This is a genomic window from Hwanghaeella sp. 1Z406 (genome assembly GCF_048892425.1).
GTDB lineage: Bacteria > Pseudomonadota > Alphaproteobacteria > UBA8366 > Aestuariispiraceae > Pacificispira.
In genome coordinates, this window is the sequence record NZ_JBLZHU010000007.1 from 241,877 (window position 1) to 262,191 (window position 20,315).

At 57.6% G+C, this 20,315-nt stretch carries 13 protein-coding genes; 3 read left to right on the forward strand and 10 right to left on the reverse strand.

Annotation, left to right across the window (positions count from 1 at the left end):
* Positions 1 to 289 precede the first annotated feature (289 nt).
* Together ACOSDR_RS15125 and ACOSDR_RS15130 are read right to left on the reverse strand one after the other, a co-directional pair.
* A complete protein-coding gene (locus ACOSDR_RS15125; RefSeq protein WP_420725481.1) occupies positions 290 to 751 on the reverse strand; it encodes a flavodoxin family protein in 462 nt (153 codons plus the stop codon).
* Positions 752 to 760: 9 nt separating this feature from the next.
* A complete protein-coding gene (locus tag ACOSDR_RS15130; RefSeq protein ID WP_420725480.1) occupies positions 761 to 1,717 on the reverse strand; it encodes a PDR/VanB family oxidoreductase in 957 nt (318 codons plus the stop codon).
* 211 nt (positions 1,718 to 1,928) lie between these two features.
* Between ACOSDR_RS15130 and ACOSDR_RS15135 the strand changes: the two genes are divergently transcribed.
* On the forward strand, positions 1,929 to 2,834 hold the full coding sequence (locus ACOSDR_RS15135) for a LysR substrate-binding domain-containing protein (RefSeq protein ID WP_420725479.1): 906 nt from the start codon (positions 1,929 to 1,931) through the stop codon (positions 2,832 to 2,834).
* Positions 2,835 to 2,940: 106 nt separating this feature from the next.
* Positions 2,941 to 4,086 (forward strand): aromatic ring-hydroxylating oxygenase subunit alpha, encoded by a 1,146-nt coding sequence (locus tag ACOSDR_RS15140; RefSeq protein WP_420725478.1) that lies wholly within the window; start codon positions 2,941 to 2,943, stop codon positions 4,084 to 4,086.
* A gap of 29 nt (positions 4,087 to 4,115) precedes the next feature.
* On the opposite strand, the gene ACOSDR_RS15145 is transcribed toward ACOSDR_RS15140, so the two are convergent.
* The 4 genes from ACOSDR_RS15145 to glyA all read right to left on the reverse strand — a co-directional run bounded on the left by ACOSDR_RS15145 (position 4,116) and on the right by glyA (position 7,257).
* Complete coding sequence (locus tag ACOSDR_RS15145) at positions 4,116 to 5,114, reverse strand: pentapeptide repeat-containing protein (protein WP_420725477.1); 999 nt, start codon at positions 5,112 to 5,114, stop codon at positions 4,116 to 4,118.
* The gene (locus ACOSDR_RS15150) at positions 5,111 to 5,485 is read right to left on the reverse strand and encodes a helix-turn-helix domain-containing protein (protein WP_420731786.1); all 375 of its coding nucleotides are present in this window, start codon (positions 5,483 to 5,485) and stop codon (positions 5,111 to 5,113) included. Before ACOSDR_RS15150 ends, ACOSDR_RS15145 begins: the two co-directional genes overlap by 4 nt.
* Entirely contained in the window at positions 5,486 to 5,752 is a 267-nt protein-coding gene (locus tag ACOSDR_RS15155) for a hypothetical protein (protein ID WP_420725475.1), read from the reverse strand.
* 185 nt (positions 5,753 to 5,937) lie between these two features.
* A complete protein-coding gene (gene glyA / locus ACOSDR_RS15160) occupies positions 5,938 to 7,257 on the reverse strand; it encodes a serine hydroxymethyltransferase (RefSeq protein ID WP_420731787.1) in 1,320 nt (439 codons plus the stop codon).
* Between the two features lie 232 nt (positions 7,258 to 7,489).
* On the opposite strand from glyA, the gene ACOSDR_RS15165 reads away from it, so the two are divergent.
* Complete coding sequence (locus ACOSDR_RS15165; RefSeq protein WP_420725473.1) at positions 7,490 to 8,371, forward strand: LysR family transcriptional regulator; 882 nt, start codon at positions 7,490 to 7,492, stop codon at positions 8,369 to 8,371.
* Between the two features lie 341 nt (positions 8,372 to 8,712).
* Here ACOSDR_RS15165 and rsmI read toward each other — a convergent pair whose 3' ends face one another.
* The 4 genes from rsmI to msrP all read right to left on the reverse strand — a co-directional run bounded on the left by rsmI (position 8,713) and on the right by msrP (position 20,212).
* Positions 8,713 to 10,023 carry a 16S rRNA (cytidine(1402)-2'-O)-methyltransferase gene (gene rsmI, locus ACOSDR_RS15170; protein ID WP_420731788.1) on the reverse strand — a complete coding sequence of 437 codons (1,311 nt, stop codon included), beginning with the start codon at positions 10,021 to 10,023 and terminating at the stop codon, positions 8,713 to 8,715.
* A complete protein-coding gene (locus ACOSDR_RS15175) occupies positions 10,020 to 10,691 on the reverse strand; it encodes a hypothetical protein (RefSeq protein ID WP_420731789.1) in 672 nt (223 codons plus the stop codon). Before ACOSDR_RS15175 ends, rsmI begins: the two co-directional genes overlap by 4 nt.
* A 121-nt stretch (positions 10,692 to 10,812) precedes the next feature.
* Positions 10,813 to 18,801, reverse strand: a complete 7,989-nt coding sequence (locus tag ACOSDR_RS15180) for a FecR domain-containing protein (RefSeq protein ID WP_420731790.1) — start codon at positions 18,799 to 18,801, stop codon at positions 10,813 to 10,815.
* 421 nt (positions 18,802 to 19,222) lie between these two features.
* The gene (gene msrP, locus ACOSDR_RS15185) at positions 19,223 to 20,212 is read right to left on the reverse strand and encodes a protein-methionine-sulfoxide reductase catalytic subunit MsrP (RefSeq protein ID WP_420731791.1); all 990 of its coding nucleotides are present in this window, start codon (positions 20,210 to 20,212) and stop codon (positions 19,223 to 19,225) included.
* Positions 20,213 to 20,315: the final 103 nt, after the last annotated feature.

A 20,315-nucleotide genomic window follows, 5' to 3' on the forward strand; every position in this document is an offset into this window, starting at 1 on the left:
AAGGCAGCACCACGCCCTCAGCGTCCTTTGCGCCTTCTCCGCGCCCTTTGCGGTAAATCTTTAAAATATAGTCCTCGTCTTACCCGCGCAGGCGGGTATTCAGGGCCAAACGTCCAACTGTCTGCCTGCGGCTCTGGACCCCGGATCAAGTCCGGGGTGACGGTCCTATTTTCTCAATAGGGTGAAAACGCAGAGGGCGCAAAGGCAGCACCACTGCCTCAGCGTCCTTTGCGCCTTCTCCGCGCCCTTTGCGGTAAATCTTCTAATGACCCTTGCCCAAGGTTTACCGTCAGTAAATACCCGCATCCAATCCGGCAGCGGCCAGCATGCCGAGTTCTCGGCAGTGGTCAGGGAAGGCCTCGTCCCATTCCCCTTTGCACAGGACGGGGTCCTGGATCGCCTTCCAGCCCAGACCGCCCACGATGCTTTCCACCGCGCGGCGTGTGCCGGTACCGTCCAGCCCTGCACGGATATACAGGCCATAGGCCAGGCCCTGCTTTTCCTCAATCACCTGATAATAGGTGCGGTCAAAAAAATCCTTTAATGCCCCGGACATATAGCCCAGATTTTCGGTCGTCCCCAGAATGATCGCATCGGCAGCCAGAACATCCTGTGGCCCGGCCTCCAAAGGGGCCTTCACGACAATCTCCACCGCCTCGGCTTCGGCATCCTGGGCTCCGGCCACGACCGCATCGCGCAGGCGCTTTGTATTGGCCGACGGCGCATGGCCGACAATCAACAGGCGTTTCAAGGGGACCTCCTATAAATCCAATGTCAGCGATTTTCCTTTGGCGCGGGAAACGCACACACACATCATGGAATTTTCCGCCTGCTCGTCGCTGGTCAATACGCTGTCACGATGATCGACCTCGCCTGCCAGCACATCGACGATACAGGCACCACACACCCCCTCCGTACAGCCGAAATCGACAGCCACACCCGCCTCTTGCAGGCTGTCCAGAATAGACCGGTCGGCAGGGACACGCAGGCTGCGCCCGCTTTTCGCCAGCACGATTTCAAACGAATCCGACGGTCCTTCCAATGCATTGGGATCGGCGGCAAATCGCTCAAAATGAACCTGATCCTCTGGCAGACGGGATGCTGCCGCATTCAGGGCGGCCTGCAACAAGGGTTCCGGCCCACACACATACAGATGCGATCCCACCGGCGCGGCATCCAGCAGTCCGCCCAGATCCACCAATCCATGTATGTCATCATAATGACAGGACAAGCCATTTCCCAATCCCAACCCCTCAAAGGCGGGCTGAAAGGCTGCATGCGCCTGGCTGCGGGTCAGGTAATGCACCTGAACCGGGCGGCCCAGATCGCACAGGCGCGCGGCCATGGCATAGATGGGCGTTGCCCCGATTCCGCCCGCCAGCAGGATCGAATGGGGGGCATCCTCGTCCAATGGGAAATTGTTGCGCGGACCATTCAGGGTGACCTGTGTGCCGATGGTCAGGGCATGCATCGCCTTCGATCCTCCCCGGCCGGCATCTTCCCGTTTCACGGCAACGGACCCGCTGCGCCCGTCTGGTGCCCATTTCCACAATGAATATTGCCGCAACATTTCATTGGGCAGCAGAATATCAATATGGGCACCGGGTACAGCGGCCTGAAAGGGCATTCCTTGTGCGGCCTCAAAGGTGAAGCTGCACACCTCATCGCTCAAACGGTCGATGGATGTCAGAATTGCGGAAAAGGGGGTCGGCGACATCAGCAAGGCTCCCATCCCTCTCAATAAGGGTGATTTGTATCGTTTTCGCGGTATTTTCCACGATAAATGTGCGGAAACGATGCCTTAACCAAACAAGGTGCGCAAGGACAAGGCGGCGCATCTTGGATACAATAATCCGCAGATTGGATTGTGTTGAACTCAATCGAGGCTGCAAGCTTCGGGTCATTATCACAAGTAGGTGAGACCCCCGATGGCCCGACGTCCCTATGACCTGCCGCCCATGACAACGCTGGCTGCATTCGAAGCCGCCGCTCGCCATTGCAGCATGAAGACGGCGGCATCTGAACTGAATGTGACGCCAGGCGCGGTCAGCCGTCAGGTAAAGGCGCTGGAGGAAGAATTGGGACGCGCCTTGTTCGTGCGCGTTCATCGTGGGCTGGAACTGACATCTGAGGGATCAGAACTGGCGGAAACTCTGGCGCTGGGATTTGCGCGCACGGCAGATGTCTGTCGCCGCCTGCGCAGCCAGACCGATACGCCCAGCCTGACGGTTGGCGCGACGACTGCCTTTGCCGGATACTGGCTGATCCCCCGCATTGGCAGCTTCTGGCAACGTTTTCCCGACGTCACGGTCAATCACGCGATTTCCGACGATCCAATTGACCTGCGGCGGGGCGATATAGATCTGGCCCTGCGCTATGGCGATGGCACATGGCAGGGCATCCGCGCGATACGCCTGTTTTCAGATCACCTGATCCCCGTCTGTAGCCCGGACTTTGCCGCCACCCATCCCGGCATCACCGCAGCGGATTTGCCTGATCTTCCGCTGCTGCGCATGACGGGTGTGGATGCGTCCTGGATTGACTGGGACGCCTGGTTCGCCTGGGCGGGGGTATCCGGCACAAGTGCCCAAAAGCGGGGGCGCAGCCTGAATAACTACACCGTCGTCCTGCAAGCTACACGGGGCGGTCAGGGCGTCGCCTTGGGGTGGGAACGACTGGTCACCCCGCTGCTGGACAGCGGCGAACTGGTGCGCCTGGTGGACCAGGCCATGCCCTCACCCGGCGCCCATTACGTCATCTGGGACGAGGCCCGCACCCCGTCCCGCCCCATGGTGCAATTCTGTGACTGGTTGCAGGAACAGGCCCTCGCGTGAGTTTTACGCATGCGACCGCGTATTTTTCCACAGTTGAGCGCCAATGCCATTCGGACTTATGGATAGAATTCAGACTGACAGTTGAATTCCTATCTGGAGAGCCGCCATGCCGTTGGATTCGATCGCCCTGAACAATGTCATGCAGCCGATTGCGAAAGCGACCGGCCTTCCCAATGAAGCCTATATCGATCCCACCGCGTTTGAGGTTGAGAAGCAAAAGGTCTTCTTCGAAAACTGGGCCGGGATCGGATTTGGCAAGGATGTGCCGCGCGCGGGCGATGCGGTGCCGATTGAGTTTTTGGGCATCCCCCTGTTGATGCTGCGCGACCGATCCGGCGCGGTGCGGGTGTTCCAGAACATCTGTCGCCACCGCGGCATGATCCTGGTGGCGGAACCGACCACAATCCGGGGCGTCATTCGCTGCCCCTATCATTCCTGGTGCTATGGCCTGGATGGCAGCCTGCGCAGCACGCCGGATATCGGCGGGCCGGGCGTCAATGAACATCCCGATGTCGACAAGACCGGTCTGGGCCTGCAGGAAGTCCGCGCGACGCTGTGGCGCGATGTTGTCTTCGTCAATCTGTCGGGTGAGGCCCCGGCCTTTGAAGACTATGCCGCAGAGCTGATCGCGCGCTGGAAGGAGTTCGACAAGCCGATCCATCATGGCGGCCCCGAAAGCTCCTTTAATCTGTCGGTGAACTGCAATTGGAAGCTGGCGGTGGAGAATTACTGCGAAAGCTATCATCTGCCCATGGTGCATCCGGGCCTGAACAGCTATTCCCGCCTGGAAGACCATTATCATATTGAAGAAGATGGGAAATTCTCCGGTCAGGGGACGGTTGTCTATAACCCGCAACTGGACAATACGGGCCGCGCCTTTGAGAATTTCGACGGCCTGTCAGACAAATGGGACCGGGCGGCGGAATATGTGTCCTTCTTCCCCAATGTGCTGTTTGGTGTCCATCGCGACCATGTCTATGCGATCCTGCTGGAGCCCAAGGGCCTGGAAGAAACCAACGAGCGGGTCGAAATCTATTACGCCAATCAGCGCATGCTGGACGGCGACTATGCCGATCTGCGCGACCGCAATTCCCGGCAGTGGAAGGGTATCTTCGTCGAAGACGTCTTCGTCGTCGAAGGCATGCAGAAGGGCCGCCACGCCCCGCGCTTTGACGGGGGCCATTTCTCCCCCGTCATGGACGGCCCCACCCATATCTTCCACCGCTGGGTCGCGTCTAAACTGACCAGTTAAGCGACCAAGCTCAGAACACCGGACGGGCGTCACTTCGGTAAGAGGATGGGGTGAGACAACAGCTCAATCATGTTGTAACCGAACAAGATTAGCATCCCCCATTTCGCCCACCAGACGAAGTAGGATACCCGCCGCAGCAAAAGATACCCACCCAAGCCTTTCTGGCGTGGTGTCGTATGCGTTCGATCTTCTGTTTCGGCCAAGGCGGAGACCCGCTTCGTCACCAGATACCGCGCGACATTGTAAACAATAGAAAAGACAATGAAGACAGTCGCCATTGTGCCATCGCGAAGACCGAGCATGATTTCCCATAAAGGGACTTTTTCACACAGATTTCCTGACACGTCGCAAACCGCCTCTGGATTTGCATAGGTCGCATAGGCGCTTACAGCCACTTTTAAATAGGCCTTGCCAAGCAAGCTTATCACAAAAATCAGCACCGGGATGATGGCAACGACCAAATTCAAACCGGTATATTCACCGCGCAGATATGTCCAACTATCCACAGATTTGCCAGTAAACACGGTTCCGTCGACTTGCGTGCAGTCGGGCTCAAAATCTTTCGCGTTGGACAGATCAGATCGATCAAATACCGCTCTTTCCATTTTCGTATCTTTAAAATTCGTCTCCACAAACTCGGCACCAGTGGCGATCGCACGCGACATGTTACAATCAACAAAACTGGCATTCGAAGCGTCCACGCCTTTCAGGATCGCCTCCGTCAAATTGCAACCCTCAGAGAAATCGGCACCCAACAGGATGCTGCCGGAAAAGTCTGTTTGTTGAAACAAACATCCCTTGAACACCAAGCCCGACAGGTTGACATTCGCAAATTTTGCTCTTGAAAAGTCACAGTTTGAAAAGATAACGTCGGTCGGGGCCTCGGTGCCGCGCAAGTCTACCTCTTTGAAGTTGAGACCGCTTACCACGCCTGTCGCAGCTTCGAAATCAGCTTTAGTTGAAAGCGGGACGGCTTCAGTCCCGGCCTCAGCGGTATTCTGATCCGAAACAACGGCGCCATTCATCATTCAGCTTTCTGATCATTGTCATCGAAGAAAGCGGCATAGGGAATATCCAACGTGGTATGTAACTTCTGAATCGCGTTGTAGCTCAATCCGCGATGCCCGTTCAGGATTTCAGATATATGACTGCGCCAGATTTTCGTGTCACGGGCCAGCGCGGCCTGAGACATATTTTGCTGCTCCATACGAAATTGGATCATTTCAATGGGCGACAGCGCCGGAATGGGAAATTTCTTGCGTTCATAGGCGTCAATCAGAAGCGCCAATGCGTCCATCACAGGCACGTCTTCATCCCTATCCGCCAAGATAAGCCGCTCCAATTGCGCCAAAGCTTGGGCATGATCCTGGTCGTTTTGAATAACCGTGATTTCCGTCATTTACTGGACCTTTTTAACAACGATTGATCCGTTCCCTTTGAACCCAATAATCGCCGTAATCGTAACGCCAGACGCGCTCATCGGGAATTCCCACATTTTGCCACCACCCAGCGAACGCGCCTGGGAGAAGGCTGACTGAACATCCGCTGGGCCAACCCAATTCGACTGTGTTGCAATTGCAAGCCACGCCTTGAGATCGCGCGCCATTATCGACTGGGGCGATTTATTGATCGCCGCCTGCAGAATGTTCTTTCCTGTTATACGCATATAATATGTTCCCATATTGGGATCAAGTAAAATGTTCCCATATTGGGATCAACCGTGCTCTCATGCGGAATTTACGCCCAAACGCCGTTATTTCAGCCATCTGTACTTGAAAAGGTCAATAATTTTCCCGCGATCTGACGCTGGTCTGACCCAAATAAACGGGGGACGCCGAAGGAAACGCCCGTTCAGGTCCGGATATAGTGAAGCGTGTCGAACCCCTGCCGCAGGGCGCGGGTTTCGTCGGCCACGGCCTCTGGATCGTTTGAGGTGAGCGCCCGGGCGATCAGGCTGGCCAATTCTGGGGCGTTCTGGGCTGTGACACCCCAGCGTACCAGTTCCGGTGTGCCGATGCGCAGCCCGTTCATATCGCCCGCGACGGGATCAATCGGCAGACCGATGCCGCAGGCCAGGAAACCGGCCTTGCGCAGGGTCTTGGACGCCGCCTGACCGCCGCCAAAGCGGGCGGCTTCGATGGCGAATTGGTGCGACGTGGTAAAGCCCTTGTCGGCTGCAAAGACGGGCAGGCCCTCTGCCGCCAGGGCCTGTGCCAGCGCCTGGGCCACCGTCACCATTTCGGCGGCATAGGCCGGTCCGAAATCGCGCCAATCCAGCATCGTGATTGCCAGGGCCGCTGATTTCGCCGCATCAAAATTTGCCGTCAGGCCGGGAAAGGCGATGGCGTCCAGACGTTCCGTAATTTCTGCATCATTGGAAACGATGATCCCGCCCGCCGGGCCGCCCAGGCTTTTATAAGTGCTCATCGTCATGAAATGCGCGCCTTCTTTCAGCGGGTTCTTCCAGACCCGCCCGGCAATCAGCCCGCATTGATGGGCCGCATCGAACATGACCTTCGCACCAATGCTATCGGCGATCTGGCGCACCTCGCGCACCGGATGTTCAAACAGGTTCAGGCTGCTGCCCACGGTGATCAGTTTCGGGCGTTCCCGCTCTGCCAGTTCCGCCAGCGCCGCCACATCGATGGTATAGCCCGTGGCATCCACCGGCGCGCTGATGGTGCGCAACCCGAACAGACCGGCGCAGCCCGCCATATGATGGGTAACATGCCCGCCGATGGAGGGCGGCGGCGCGATGATCGTATCCCCGGGCTGACAGGTCGCCATGAAGCCATACAGGTTGGCAATCGCGCCCGACGGCACCCGGATTTCTGCATAGTCTGCATCAAACACTTCGGCGCACAATTCGGCGGCGATCACTTCGATCTGCTCAATCGCTTCCAGCCCCATCTCATATTTATCGCCGGGATAGCCCAGCGAGGGGCGCGACCCGATGCCAGAGGCCAACATCGCCTCCGCCTTTGGATTCATCACATTGGTGGCCGGGTTCAGATTGAAGCAATCGCGCTCATGGATCTCGCGGTTCTGCTCTGCCAGGGCCACAATCGAGGTCTCGACCTCTGCGGAGGATTGCGTGGACACCCGTTGGGCAATCCCCTGCATATAGGTTTCACACTCTGCTGGAACCCACTTGCGATGCGACAAGGCCATGATGATCTCTCCTATCAGAGCATCATGCGCTCGCATGCGCTCGCACAAGATACTCTGGCCATTTGGTGTTCAGCAAATGCGTCGTCGCAAACGAGTCCGTTTGCTCGGGATTTGCCGAAAGCTCAGTTAAAACTATGCCGCACCGATTGCCCCCGCAAATCAGATTTGCTAAATTTTGCCCTAGAAAAACTAAGGGTAGATTATCAATCGAGTAGGATCAGGGATATCGACCATGCCCGTCTCCCCGCCGCGCCCGAAGGGCCCGCCTTTGAATGCCCTGCGAGCCTTTGAGGCGGCGATCCGGCTGGGCGGCTTTGCCCAGGCTGCAGACGAACTTTGCGTGACGCCGGGTGCGATTTCCCAGCATATCAAGGCGCTGGAGGATTGGGCCGAAGCGCCGTTGTTTGAGCGTCGCTCCCAGGGCGTGGTGCCAACAGAGTTTGGCCTGTCGCTGGCCGCGCCTTTCGCCACAGCCTTCGATTCCATTGGTCAGGCCGTGCGCCATCTCCGCTCCGGCGCGGAACAGCAGACGATCCACATCGCCGCCCTGCCCAGCGTTGCGCAATTGTGGCTGTCGCCACGCCTGCCGATGATCCGCACCGCCCTGGCCGGGCACCGCCTGTCCGTCACGGCGCTGGAAACACCCCCAAACCTGCAGCGCGAATTGTTCGATATCAGCATCTTTCTGGACACCCCCACCGGCCAGCCGGGGGAAACCATCCTGGCAGAGGATGTGATCTTCCCCGTCTGCTCCCCAGAGGTCGCCGCGCGGCTGAAATCGCCCGAAGACCTGCTAAATGAAACCTGGCTGTATGACGCCGTCTGGGCCGATGATTGGGACCGCTGGCTGGCCCAGGCGGCACCGGGCCTGAAGAAAAAGCCCAACGGCCCCCATTTCTCCCTCTACACCATCGCCCTGGAAGAAACCAAACACAGCGCCGGAATCCTGATCGGCCACGCCGCCCTGGTCGACTCCGCCCTAAAATCCGGCGATCTGGTCGCACCGTTTGGGGAACAGGTGGCAACGGGAAAAGCCCTGACGGTCACGGTAGCGCCCCACCAGAAGGCCTCGAAGGCTGTGCGGCAAGTGTTGGCGATGCTGGGGGGAGATTAATAAGAAGAATCACCTCATCTCCTCCCCGTAAATCAAGATATCCCTTTGAATGAACCGTCACCCCGGACTTGATCCGGGGTCCAGGGCGGCAGGTAACGATTTAGACGTTCCACCATTAACCCCCAACACCATTCTCATCCTGAGGAGCGGCAACGCCGCGTCTCGAAGGAGGGGATGTAAGGGTGGCGCTTGCAGCGAGCACACCCTTCGAGACGCTGCGCTCCTCAGGGTGAGGCATTGGTTTTTTTGATCCGGGGTCCAGGGCGGTAGGCGCGATGGGTGGTGTGGCCCTGGATTCCCGCCTGCGCGGGAATGACGATGGGATGGGTTTAGAAATTCCCCTACTCCAACGCATCCTTCATCGCCTGAACTTTCGCAAAGCCGTCGCGGCGGGGGATGCCGGTGGCTTTGGCAAGGGCGTCACCGAGCGCCTTGGTGGGCAGGCCGGCGGCGACCAGGCTTTCCAGCATGCGGTCCAGGGCGCCTGCATCGGCAGGGGCGTCGGGGGTGTCGTCTTTAGGGGGAGCCCCGGCGAGGATCAGCACCAATTCGCCATTGACCGCCTCGCCCGCCTCAATCCGGGCCAGGACCTCTGCGGCGGGGCCGGTTAAGACCTTTTCGCCGAATTTGGTAAGGTTGCGGCACAGGGCGATATCGCGGTCGGGCAGGATTTCGGCGATTTCCGACAGGGTCTTTTCGATGCGGTGCGGGGCCTCGTAAAAGACGCAGGTATAGGGCGTGGCGCGCAGTTCTTCGAACCGGCTGCGGCGCAGGGTTGGCTTGCGCGGCAGGAAGCCCATAAAGCGGAAATCATCGGGCGGAATGCCCGCAATGGACAGCGCGGTGGTGACGGCATCAGGGCCGGGCACGGCGGTCACGGTCAGCCCGGCTTCTCGCACCGCGCGGACCAGGGGGAAGCCCGGATCGCTGATCAGCGGCATGCCCGCATCGGAGACGAGCGCGAGGCGCGCGCCCTGGCGCAGGCGGTCGATCATCTCTGGCGTGCGGGCGCGTTCGTTGTGGTCATGAAAGGCGGTCAGGTGGGCCTCTATGCCAAATGGGGAGAGCAATTCCTTGGTGGTGCGGGTATCCTCGCACAGGACCATATCGACGCTTTGCAGCACCGACAGGGCGCGGGGGGAGAAGTCATCCATATTCCCAATGGGCGTGCCCACCAGATAGAGGATGCCGTCACCTTCGGAGTCCTGGGTCTCTAACGGTGCGACGGTGATTTCCAGTTCCGCGCCTTCCTGTTGCAGTGCCTTGATCAGGTCGCGGTTCAGCTGGGACGCGCCTTTATCCAACCCGATGCAGAAGGTGCGCGGTTCCGGCGTTGGCATGCGCCGCCAGATCAGCGGCGCGCCTGCCTGATATTTTGGATTGATGCGGGCGGTCGCGGTGTCTTCATAAGGGCCACAGCGCAGGGTCATCTGCACCGCGCCGCGCAGGGCCAGCAGGGCGGCCTCGTCATATTGGGCATCGACGCCGATGATGCAGGTGCCAGACGCGGTCAGGTCCAGATCGCGCGTTACCTCAAATGTCTTGGCATGAGAGGCGCGGATATTGGGATGACCCTTGCAGTGGATCAGGACAGGCTTTGCCGGATGTTTCATGGGCGCAGGATTGGCGGGCGTTGGGGCATTGTCAATCAACTCCCCTGCCAAGTGGGATTCGCAACGGCATCGATCATTAATGTGGCACGGGCAGAGCCCCGCACCAGATGGCGGCCCCAGGCACTGCGGATCGGGGGATCGCCATGGATCAGCTCCCGGTTCGTGACGGTAAATCCGGCGATCGCATAGGCGGTGATCAGGTCCGGGTTTTCGGCAGGATCGACAATATCGCCCATGCCAAGGCGCTCCAGATAGGGGCGATCCTCAAACACTGAATAATTCAACAAGACGCTCAGCCTCGCCTCTGGCTTGCACAGCGCACGCAGTGACAACAGATGCTCAAGTGCCGGTTCGGACACGATGCGCATCAGGGAGCCCCAGGGATATTGAACTGTCAGTTCATCGGCCAGACCGGCAAAGGGGCCGGGCAATCTTTCCGCCGCCGCCCGAACGAACAGGGCATTGGGCAGGCCCCCCTTTTTGGGCGAGCTGCGGGCTGTGCGGGCGCTGGCCGCCATGTTTTCCGCCACGGCATCAATTCCGATACACAGGCGGTTTATCTCCTCGCGCGCCGCATCCAGGATGAATTTTCCCTGGCCGGTGCCAACATCGATCAGGACAGAATGCGCCTGACGGCAGGCCGCGTCCAACAGGGCGGGCTCCAGCGGCGTCACCTTGCGCCCAAGGACCTGATCAAATGTGCTCACGCCGACCAATACTTTCCAAATTCATGATGGGGGTACGGGCCCGTCTTACCGTATTGGGCCGGAAATGAAAAACCCCGCCATTGCATGCAAGGCGGGGTCTTTCAGTGCACAGTCTGATCCGTCAGACCTGAGGGGGTTCGGTATCTTCAATGGTGATCTTGAAGTCCACGCCCTCGTAATTGATGACATGTTCGCCTGCGGCATATTGCTGATCGTTGATGGTGACCGTGTCTTCGCCATCTTTCAGGATCTTCAATTCGTCGCGGTCATCGGTCATCTCCATCAGGTCATCGACCGACAGGGACATATCAACCTTGCCCTCAACCCCGGTGACATCCAGGATTTCGATATTGTGGACCGTATTGGCCAGATCATCGCCAGACAGGCTGTTGCCTGCTGCATCCCCGCCGCCCAGTTTCAGCGTATCAGTGCCGCTGCCACCATCAAATCCGGCATTCAGCCCCTGTAGGGCTGCCGCACCGTCCAGGTCATTGGCGGCATAGGCATCCGCAATGGCCTGATCCAGCGTACCGAACCCTGAGCCATCCTGGGCTTGCGCAGCCTGTTGTAGGTCACTTATGTCGTAATGACCCTCATCATCGCCCGCGCCACCGATCAGCAGATCATTATCCCCTGTTGCGATCAGCACATCATTGCCATCGCCGCCTGCGATCAGGTTGGCGTCGTCATTCCCGATCAGGACATCATCGCCCGCCCCGCCCAGAACATTTTCGGTGCCATTCCAAACAGAACTGGACAGATCGACATGCAAATCTTCGGTGACACCGGCGGCGGCGACAGCCCAATCAGTGCCTTCGCCCATATCAATGTCGTCAAAGCGCGTGCCCAGATCCGCATCCGAAAAGTCGCGCAAGACGCCATTTTCATCCACCTGCCAGGCTTCCAGGCCAGGGGCCAGTTCTTCCGCTTCAATCGTGAAGCCCAGCGTGTCGCCATTGGAAGACAGGGTCAGATAATCATCATCGTCATCACCCTGATTCCAGCCACCTTGATTCCCGAACAGATAGAAATTGAAGAAATGCAGCAACTGACCCCATCCATGACCATTGTGATCATGATTGTGGTCATTGTCTTCATCGTCACCCTCATCCCCCTGGTCATGACTGCCCTGACCAGACCAGCCGTTAGAGGCCGCCAGGGTTGTGGCACCAAAGGCGATGCTGCCAACCACGACGTTGGAATTGGCCGATACATTGCGCAATTCGATATTGGTTTCCTGATCACGACTGACAGTGATCCCTGGAATTTCGATGGTTTGGAAAGCCCCTTCATGGCCATTCGCCTTCACCGTCGTGGTGAAGGTGCCATAGGATTGCCCACCGATCAGAACTTCGAACTGACCAGTGCTGCCCCAGCCCAATTTGCCAACTTCCAGCACCAATGTTTCGGTCGCAGTGGAGGGTACGGTATCAATATCCGAAACGGTTGCCCCGGTTTCGCTGGCTTCTGTCAGATACAGGGCGGAATTCTGTGCCTCATCAGAGGAGTCGATCAAATCCGGCGCATCGGGCATCGCCACCCCGACAGAGACGGAGGCCACGTCAGACTGATTGCCATCATCGTCAATAACACTGACGCCAATCACACGGGTTCCAGGCTCCGGCACACTGTCATTGCTAGACAGGCGTACAGCAGCCAAACCCTCCTCATAATCCGCAAGAGAGGCATCACCGGAGATCACCAGCTTATAGCCCGTGGCGGTCTGTGTCGCTGTTTCCAGCGTCAGGCCCAAACTGTCCAGAAGGTCCGTATCAACGTCCAGGGCATCCCCGGCCTTGAAGCCCGAAGAGATTTCGACCGTCGCCTGCATCAACAGGTCCCCATCGAAATCAGAGATATCAACACCATCCAGCACCGCAACGCCCCCGGTCAGCGCATCAGTATCCAGCGACAGGTCGTCTGGTTGCGTGACTTCAGGTGCGAAATCGACCAAGGCACCGCCAACGGTGATCTGCAAATCTTCGTAATTTTCGAAATTGATGCCCAGGCTGGCAATCGTATGCGGCCCGGCACTATTCTTATGGGCAGCAACGGTCGCCGCTGCGATATCAGCAATCACGGCGTCAAGATTGGGATGGTTTTCGCTGAGTGCGATGCGCAGAACATCATCGCCCGAACCGCCATTCAGGTTCAGGGACCGACCAACTTCATTGGGGTCGATGGTCACAACCGTCAGGTCATCGCCAGCACCCGCATCTACGGTGTCTGATCCACCATCGGCATAGATTGTGTCATTGCCAGAACCACCCGCCATCGAATCATCGCCAGCGCCACCATACAGGGTGTCATTACCAGTGCCGCCATCCAGGCTGTCATTGCCTGCACCACCATACAAGATGTCATTTCCAGCATCGCCGCTGAGCGTATCATTGCCGCCACCGCCGGTAATCGTGTCATTGCCGCCGCCGCCCGACAGGGTATCGTCCCCTTCCGTGCCCGTCACAACATTGTCGCTGTTATCGCCAGTAAAGACGATCCCGGCATCCGGGTCCGGGACAACGATGCTGCCAACGTCGATGGGGCTGCCATTGATGTCGACAATTGACAGGGCCTCAACCCCCCGCACATCCAGGCCAAGCGCAGAGAAAACCTGTGCCCCTGTGGCCGCATCACCCGACTGAACGAATTCAACCAGGGCATGAAGCTCGTCAACGATTGTCTGATTTTCCAGATCCCAGGGCATCACTGTCAGGGTCAGCGTATCGACCCCCGCGCCGCCATCGACGACATCAACCCCCACGCCATCACTGATAACACGCAAGGCATCATTGCCGCTGCCCCCCAGCAGGGTATCAGCGCCTTCGCCAGAAATCAGCGTATCGGCCCCGGCCCCGCCTTCCAGAATGTCATCCCCCGCACCGCCATTCAGCACGTCGTTAGAGCCCTGCCCGGTTCCATCGTCGACAGAAACAGTAAAGCTCTTGGTTTCCGTGCGGGAATGTCCGCCACCATCAGGGTCGCGATCTGTTACCCGCGCCGTGACGCTAAGGTCGAAATCAGCCGTTCCAGGGGGAACGATCAACTGTACTGACTCCAAAGCATCTGAAGCCAGGGTAACGCTGCCCCCGGTCACCAGCAGTTCGCCGTCCTGCCACAGCTGAACACCATCGGGCAGGCCGGACAAGGTGACGGTCGCGATTTCAGACCCGTCTATGTCGGTCACGGCCGCTGCGATATCCAATGAGACGGTTGCGCTGAGATTATCGCCATCGCCGATCAGATGGTCATTGCCATCGCCACCCAACAGGGTATCGCTGCCAGCCCCGCCGATGATCGTATCATCGCCTGAGGTTCCGATTTCCGTTGAAGAGTCAGCGCGGCCCAGAACCACATTCACATCACTGACCGTGAAGTCCGGCGCATCCGCACGGGCTGCAACGGTAACATCCAGGGTTTGCGACGTGCTTTCCGATGAAACGCCATCGCTGGTCGATACGGTCACGCTTAGGTTAAAATCCACGCTGGAATCTTGTGGCGGAATGATCGCCAAACCGTCCAACTGATCAACCGTCAGATTGACAGAACTGCCTTCAAAACTTTCCCCCGCAGAATTGGTCAGGGTCGCGCCGTCTGGAATATTGGACAGCGTGACGCTGACAGTCTCGCTGGGATCGACATTGCCGATGGTGATGTCCAGCGGGATGCTCTCGTCTTCCGCGCCGCTGGCGCTGACCAGGGAAATTGTTGGCAGGTCCAGATCCGGGGTAACGCTGACAGAAAAGTTCTTTTCCACCACTTTCGATGCGCCGCCATCGGCCTCCGTCGAAATCGCCCGCACCGTCAGCCCGACACTGCCCGAGAAATTCAGCGGGGTAATCAAAGACAGACCCGCCAAGGCATCTGCTGGGACCTCAACCGGATCACCGCTATACGTGACGCCATCAGCATCTTTCAGAACGAAGCCTTCATCCAGACCGGCAATTTCTACCGTCAGGCTTTCCGACCCATCCGTATCGGACAAGGCCGCGCTGAGGGACAGGGCAATCGGCTGGTCTTCAATGCCGACGACAGAATTAACCGTCAGGCTGGGTGTGTCTGCCACCGGATCAACCGTCACGGTCAGGCTGGACGACAATTCCGCCGTCTGATCGCCATCCTGCGCAGTTGCGGTAATGGTCAGGGTGAAATCCGCATCCGAATTTGCGCCCGGCGTAACGGTCAATCCCGTCAGTTGGTCTGGCGTCAGGACAATCGGACTGCCGCTGAAGGTATCGCCTGCCGTATTGGTAAGAACGGCATCTTGAGGCAGGCCCGCAATTGTAACACTGACTGCATCCCCACCGCTGGAGGCACTGGCATTTATGGTCAGCGGAATGCTGCTGTCTTCAGATCCCGTTGCGTTCAGAACGCTAAGGACCGGCTGCACCGCAACGGCCCCAAAGGTCACACCCAGGGTTTCGGTTACGCTGCTGACACTGTCGCCTTCTGTCGCGGTTGCCGTCACGCTGAGCGCGACAGAGCCTGCGAACCCGGCCAAGGGAATCAGGGCCAGGGAAGACAAAGACGCGGCAGGAATGGAAACCGGGCTGCCTGAATAGGTATTGGTCCCATCGCTGAGGGTGAAGCCCTGTGGCAGGCCGCTGATTTCGATGCTCAGCGTTTCCGATCCATCAGTGTCGGTCAGCACAGAGGAGATCGACAAGGGCACTTCCTGCCCTTCCAGACCTTCCGCCTGGACAACATCCAGGGTTGGCGCGTCGGCAACGCCAATCACGGCGACACTGAATGTCTCCGTCGATGTCGCCTGGGTTCCGTCTTCTGAACTGGTCGCCGAAACCGTCAGATCAATCGTGCCAGAGAAATTCAGCGGCGGCACCAACTGCAGACCCGCCAGTTGATCAGGCGTCATCGCCGACGGATCGGTGATATCCTGGCCTTGCGCATCCAACAGGCGCGCGCCCTCGGGCAGGCCCGAAATCGAAACCGTTATCGCTTCTGACCCATCGGCATCCCCAGAGGCGACATTCAAGGACAAGGCAATCACGCCATCTTCTGTGCCCTGAATATTGCCAACCGAAATGACAGGATCATCTGCAACGCCAGAAACCGAAACCATCAGCGATTGTGTGGCAACCGCCGTGCTGTTGCCGTCCTGGGTCGTTGCGGTCACTGTCAAATTCATGTCGCCGGAATAATCCGCTGGGACTTGCACCGACAGGCCACTGACACCATCCGCAGGAATATTGGCAGGATCAACAGTATTCCCGCCTGCATCCACCAGCGTCGCGCCGGATGGAAGGCCTGAAATAGCAACCGTCAGCGTTTCATCACCATCGGGCAGTCCAACGGACAGTCCCAACGCAACTGTTCCACCTTCCAGTCCTGTGGCATCCTGTGCCTCGATGACCGCTTTATCGGCAACCCCTGCAACATCAACGGTGAAGTTTTGGCTGACCGTTGCGCTGGTCCCGTTTTCGGAACTTGTCGCGACAACGCTGAGAGAGAGCGTGCCGGAATAATTCGCAGGCGGTTGCAATTGCAGGCCAGACAGGGCCGCGACTGGCACATTCGCTGGGTCCAGCAAGGTGCCTTCTGAATCGGTCAGAAATGCGCCAACGGGCAATCCTTCTATCTCAACCGTCAGGGTCTCCGACCCATCCGCGTCGCCTTGTGCCACAGAAATAGACAGGGAAATTGCCCCATCTTCCGACCCGGATGCATTGCTGACCGTCACAATCGGATCATCAGCGACCCCCAGAACAGGAACCGTGGCGGTGGTTTCCGTCACACCGGACGCATCGGTCAGGACATTCTGTGCCGATACAGAGACATCCAGATCCAGATTCTGATCCGAATCCGGCGGCAGTTGAATGGACATATCGCCCAATTGCGCCACGGTCAGGGAAATGGCTGTGCCGCCCGGAAATTGCGTTCCATCCGAAGCGGTCAGAACGGCCCCTTCAGGAATGCCTGTCAGGGATACCGAGACGCTTAAGAACGGGCTGTCGGCCCCGTCATCCAGCGTCAGGCTCAACGCGACCGTGCCATCCTCAACCCCTTGGGTGAAACTCAGTGTCGGGGTAAAGCTGGGATCCGGGAAATTGCCCGCAAATTCAACATTTTCGACACCACTGATTTGCAGGCCCAAAGTGTCAAAGGTGCGAACGGTTTCCGTATCCCCGCTGGCAATGAATTCTTTCAGCGCGATCAAATCCGACACGAAATCGGCGTTCAGCGCCTGTTCATCGGTGAAGCGCAGGATAACCGTATCGTCTCCTTCGCCCCCTTCAACAATGTCATAGACCCGGTTTTGCGCAGCGTCGCTGTCGCCAAATTCGAATTCTTCGGAATCGGACTGTCCTGCTGTTTCAGAAAATTCTACCGTGCCGCCTTCCAGCGTCACCAGCAGGATGTCATCGCCAGCCTCCCCGCGCAGCAGGTCATTGCCGGTGCCGCCATCCAGGATATCGTCACCAGCCCCGCCGCGCATATCATCATTGGACGTGCTGCCAACGACGGTGTCATTGCCATCCCCGGCATCCACCACCAGGCGCTTGCCCGCTTCTGCTGCGGCGACGACATCATCGCCAGCGCCGGTATTCAAGATAACTGTGCTTTCGGCGATATCGGTGCCGACAAGGTTTCCAATCGAAATAGAGTCGCTTCCGCTGCCGGTAGTGACTCCCAGCTCTTCAACGCCATCCATATTGATTGACGTGCCAACGCCGCCGACTTCGTTAATCAGAACGTTCCCGGAAGAATCCTGACCGACACTCCACCCCGTGCCCGACGTGACGCCCGACGCATTGATCGTGAACAGATCAAAGCCGCTGCCACCAAAGACATCATAGTTACCGCTGCCATAGCTGTATGTGTAGGAGCCACCGGAATTGCCAAATGTAAATGTCTGGAAGGCGCTGCTGCCACTGTCTTGTTGGCTACCATTGTTGTTATTGCTTGGAATGATCTGACTCAAGGGAACATCAAAAGGCGTCGATCCTGGAGGGCGCGTGAATGGAGACCCACCTCCCCCATCACTGGGGGGCAACACCCCGGATATCTTTTGGGAGTCATTGCCCAGACCAGCATTGAGAATTCGTAAAAATAGCCCGCTCTCTGTGAGGCCGGCTATCGCACCGCTGGGGCCTGCGGCGGTGTCCAAATCATCCAACTGGTCCGCCAGATCCTCCAGTTCATCTGCACTCAAGTCATCGGGATCATTACCCCCGCCGTCGTCATCTTCCCGCAATTGCGGCGCGTTCGGGCTGAAATCAATGGCATCGCCATAGGTGGCGGTCTGAGTATCCGGGTCCATGGTAAAGACGTTGCCCGGTGCCGTGAAGGCAGAGGTGACAATCGTAGACTGACCAATCGAGCTTAACAGAACCTGACCGGCGCTGTTTTCCACCACGACCGCCCCTTCAAACAGGGTGACGGTGGCGTCGCCTTTTTCCTGATCCACATTGACACCGTATTTCGTGCCGCGAATACCGATCGTGGCAACTGGCGTGCGGACCTGCACGTCTTCTGGATTATTGTGCCCAATCTGGCCGCTGGCGAAAACAAACGCCCCCTGAACGATATCGAACAGTTGAGACCCAGATTGCGCAGAGGCGTCATAGACCATCTCGTCAATCGAGATTCGGGCATCGCCGCCCATCGACATGGTGCTGTTATCCGCGAACACGATCCCGACCGCCGAATCACCGCCGGTGACGATCACATCGCCTTCATAAATCGGATCGCCTGCGCCCAGTTCAACTTCAACACCGCCGCGTTGCGCCGTCACAATCCCCTTCAGGCTGTCGACGGAACCGGCAGGTTCTCCTGTTGCGTCACTGGTGCCAGTCTGGGCGACCTGAAGGTCGGGCACCATTGGTCCTGCCAGTTGTGAAACCAGGCCGCCATTTACAACCGCCCCACCATCTGTGGCCAAATCCGGGGGCGCACCCCCGCCTGCAAAGTAATCAACGACAACGATTGTTTCGCCACTGGGCAGGATAATCTGAAGATCGGGGCCGACATGTGAATATTCCCCCAACAGAACGTCATCCCCACCGGGTACGACGGTTGGACCATTGGCGTTCAGTTCGACGAAAGTTTCGCCCTCTGAACCGTTCTGAGCCTGCAAGGCCTGAAGAATATTCATATTCCGTTACCCACAATCTATTCCAAGAGACCCGTAAACGCTGGCGCTGGGGTCAGGATACAAAACCAGCTAAATCCAATATAAAATATATTGTCCGCACTCTTCGGTGATGGTCGTCACACTTCGACCGACGACCCACCTACTTTCTGGCCCGGATCCAAGGTTTTTATCGGCTTCGACGATCCATGACCCTCGGCACAAAACCTCTTTAATCCATATGCTTGCGATATAGTCGCAAGGCCATCACACCAGTATTTCTTGATAATAAGACTTTTTGCAAATTCTCCCAATTTCTCTGATTAAAATTTCCGAAAATTTACATGGTATTTTAGCTAATTTTGAAAAATAAAAAGGCCCATTCCAGAGAGGAAACTCCGGAATGGGCCTCACAATAGCGTTCTATTTCAATGAGTTGTGTTTGTTAGCGATACAGTCGATCCCCGGCACTCTCACGAATATCGTCATACATACTGGCGACAAACTCACCATATCCATTATAGATTTTCGTGGGGACTCTTTCACCGGTTGTCAGCAATTGTTCCTGTGCCTGGGACCAGCGGGGATGCGGAACATCCGGATTCACGTTGGCCCAGAATCCGTATTCACTGCTTTGCAACTCTTCCCAATAGCTGACCGGGCGCTGATCGGTGAAGGTGAAGCTGACAATCGACTTGATTGATTTGAACCCATATTTCCAAGGCAGCGCGATGCGCAACGGGGCCCCGTTCTGCTTGGGCACGGGTTTGCCATACATCCCGGTCACCAGGAAGGTCAGGTCATTCATCGCCTCTGCCATCGTCAGGCCTTCAGTATAAGGCCAAGGATACCAATCAGCGGACAGATTCGGCATGGTTTCCTTGTCAGCCAAGGTCTGCATTTTGACGTATTTCGCGTCATTAGTGGGTTTTGCCAGCGCGATCAGTTGCGACATGGGAAAGCCGGACCAGGGCACGGTCATTGCCCAACGCTCAACACAGCGGTGGCGATAAACGCGCTCTTCCAACTGAACCTTTTTCAACAGGGTATCGATGTCCAGCATCATGGGTTGTTCGACCATGCCATCGATCCTGATTTCCCAGGGGCGGATTTTCAGCGCCTGGGCTTCTTCAGAAATGCTCTTCTGGCTGCCAAATTCATAGTAATTGTTATAGGTGGTCGCATCCTTTTCGTCGGTCAGACCGCGCTCTGGCACCTTATACAATTCATTGCGGGGAACCGGATATAGTCCAGCGGACGGGTCGGTATCAGCAAAGGCGCGGCGGCTACCGCCAATGCCGGTTGCCAATGCAGTCCCGGCCAGAAATGCGCCACTGGCCAACCCCTTCAACAATTGGCGACGGTTGTGATAGTCGCTCTCGCTGATGGCGGCGGATTCAGGCAGTTCCCATCCCCGTTTGATCTTGATTAGCATTGAAATCGCGCTCCCTCAAAAACTGTGACCACGCCAAAAATCCGGCGCCTGATCCCAAATTTGAGCGAAACAGCGCTGGCGTCAATTGCAGGTAACGCGGACG

Bases quoted from the DNA above. Each gene is read 5' to 3' on its own strand.
- ACOSDR_RS15130 (WP_420725480.1), bottom strand. From the start codon at position 1,717: ATGTCGCCGACCCCCTTTTCCGCAATTCTGACATCCATCGACCGTTTG.
- ACOSDR_RS15135 (WP_420725479.1), top strand. From the start codon at position 1,929: ATGGCCCGACGTCCCTATGACCTGCCGCCCATGACAACGCTGGCTGCA.
- ACOSDR_RS15140 (WP_420725478.1), top strand. From the start codon at position 2,941: ATGCCGTTGGATTCGATCGCCCTGAACAATGTCATGCAGCCGATTGCG.
- ACOSDR_RS15145 (WP_420725477.1), bottom strand. From the start codon at position 5,114: ATGATGAATGGCGCCGTTGTTTCGGATCAGAATACCGCTGAGGCCGGG.
- ACOSDR_RS15150 (WP_420731786.1), bottom strand. From the start codon at position 5,485: ATGACGGAAATCACGGTTATTCAAAACGACCAGGATCATGCCCAAGCT.
- ACOSDR_RS15155 (WP_420725475.1), bottom strand. From the start codon at position 5,752: ATGCGTATAACAGGAAAGAACATTCTGCAGGCGGCGATCAATAAATCG.
- glyA (WP_420731787.1), bottom strand. From the start codon at position 7,257: ATGGCCTTGTCGCATCGCAAGTGGGTTCCAGCAGAGTGTGAAACCTAT.
- ACOSDR_RS15165 (WP_420725473.1), top strand. From the start codon at position 7,490: ATGCCCGTCTCCCCGCCGCGCCCGAAGGGCCCGCCTTTGAATGCCCTG.
- ACOSDR_RS15180 (WP_420731790.1), bottom strand. From the start codon at position 18,801: ATGAATATTCTTCAGGCCTTGCAGGCTCAGAACGGTTCAGAGGGCGAA.
- msrP (WP_420731791.1), bottom strand. From the start codon at position 20,212: ATGCTAATCAAGATCAAACGGGGATGGGAACTGCCTGAATCCGCCGCC.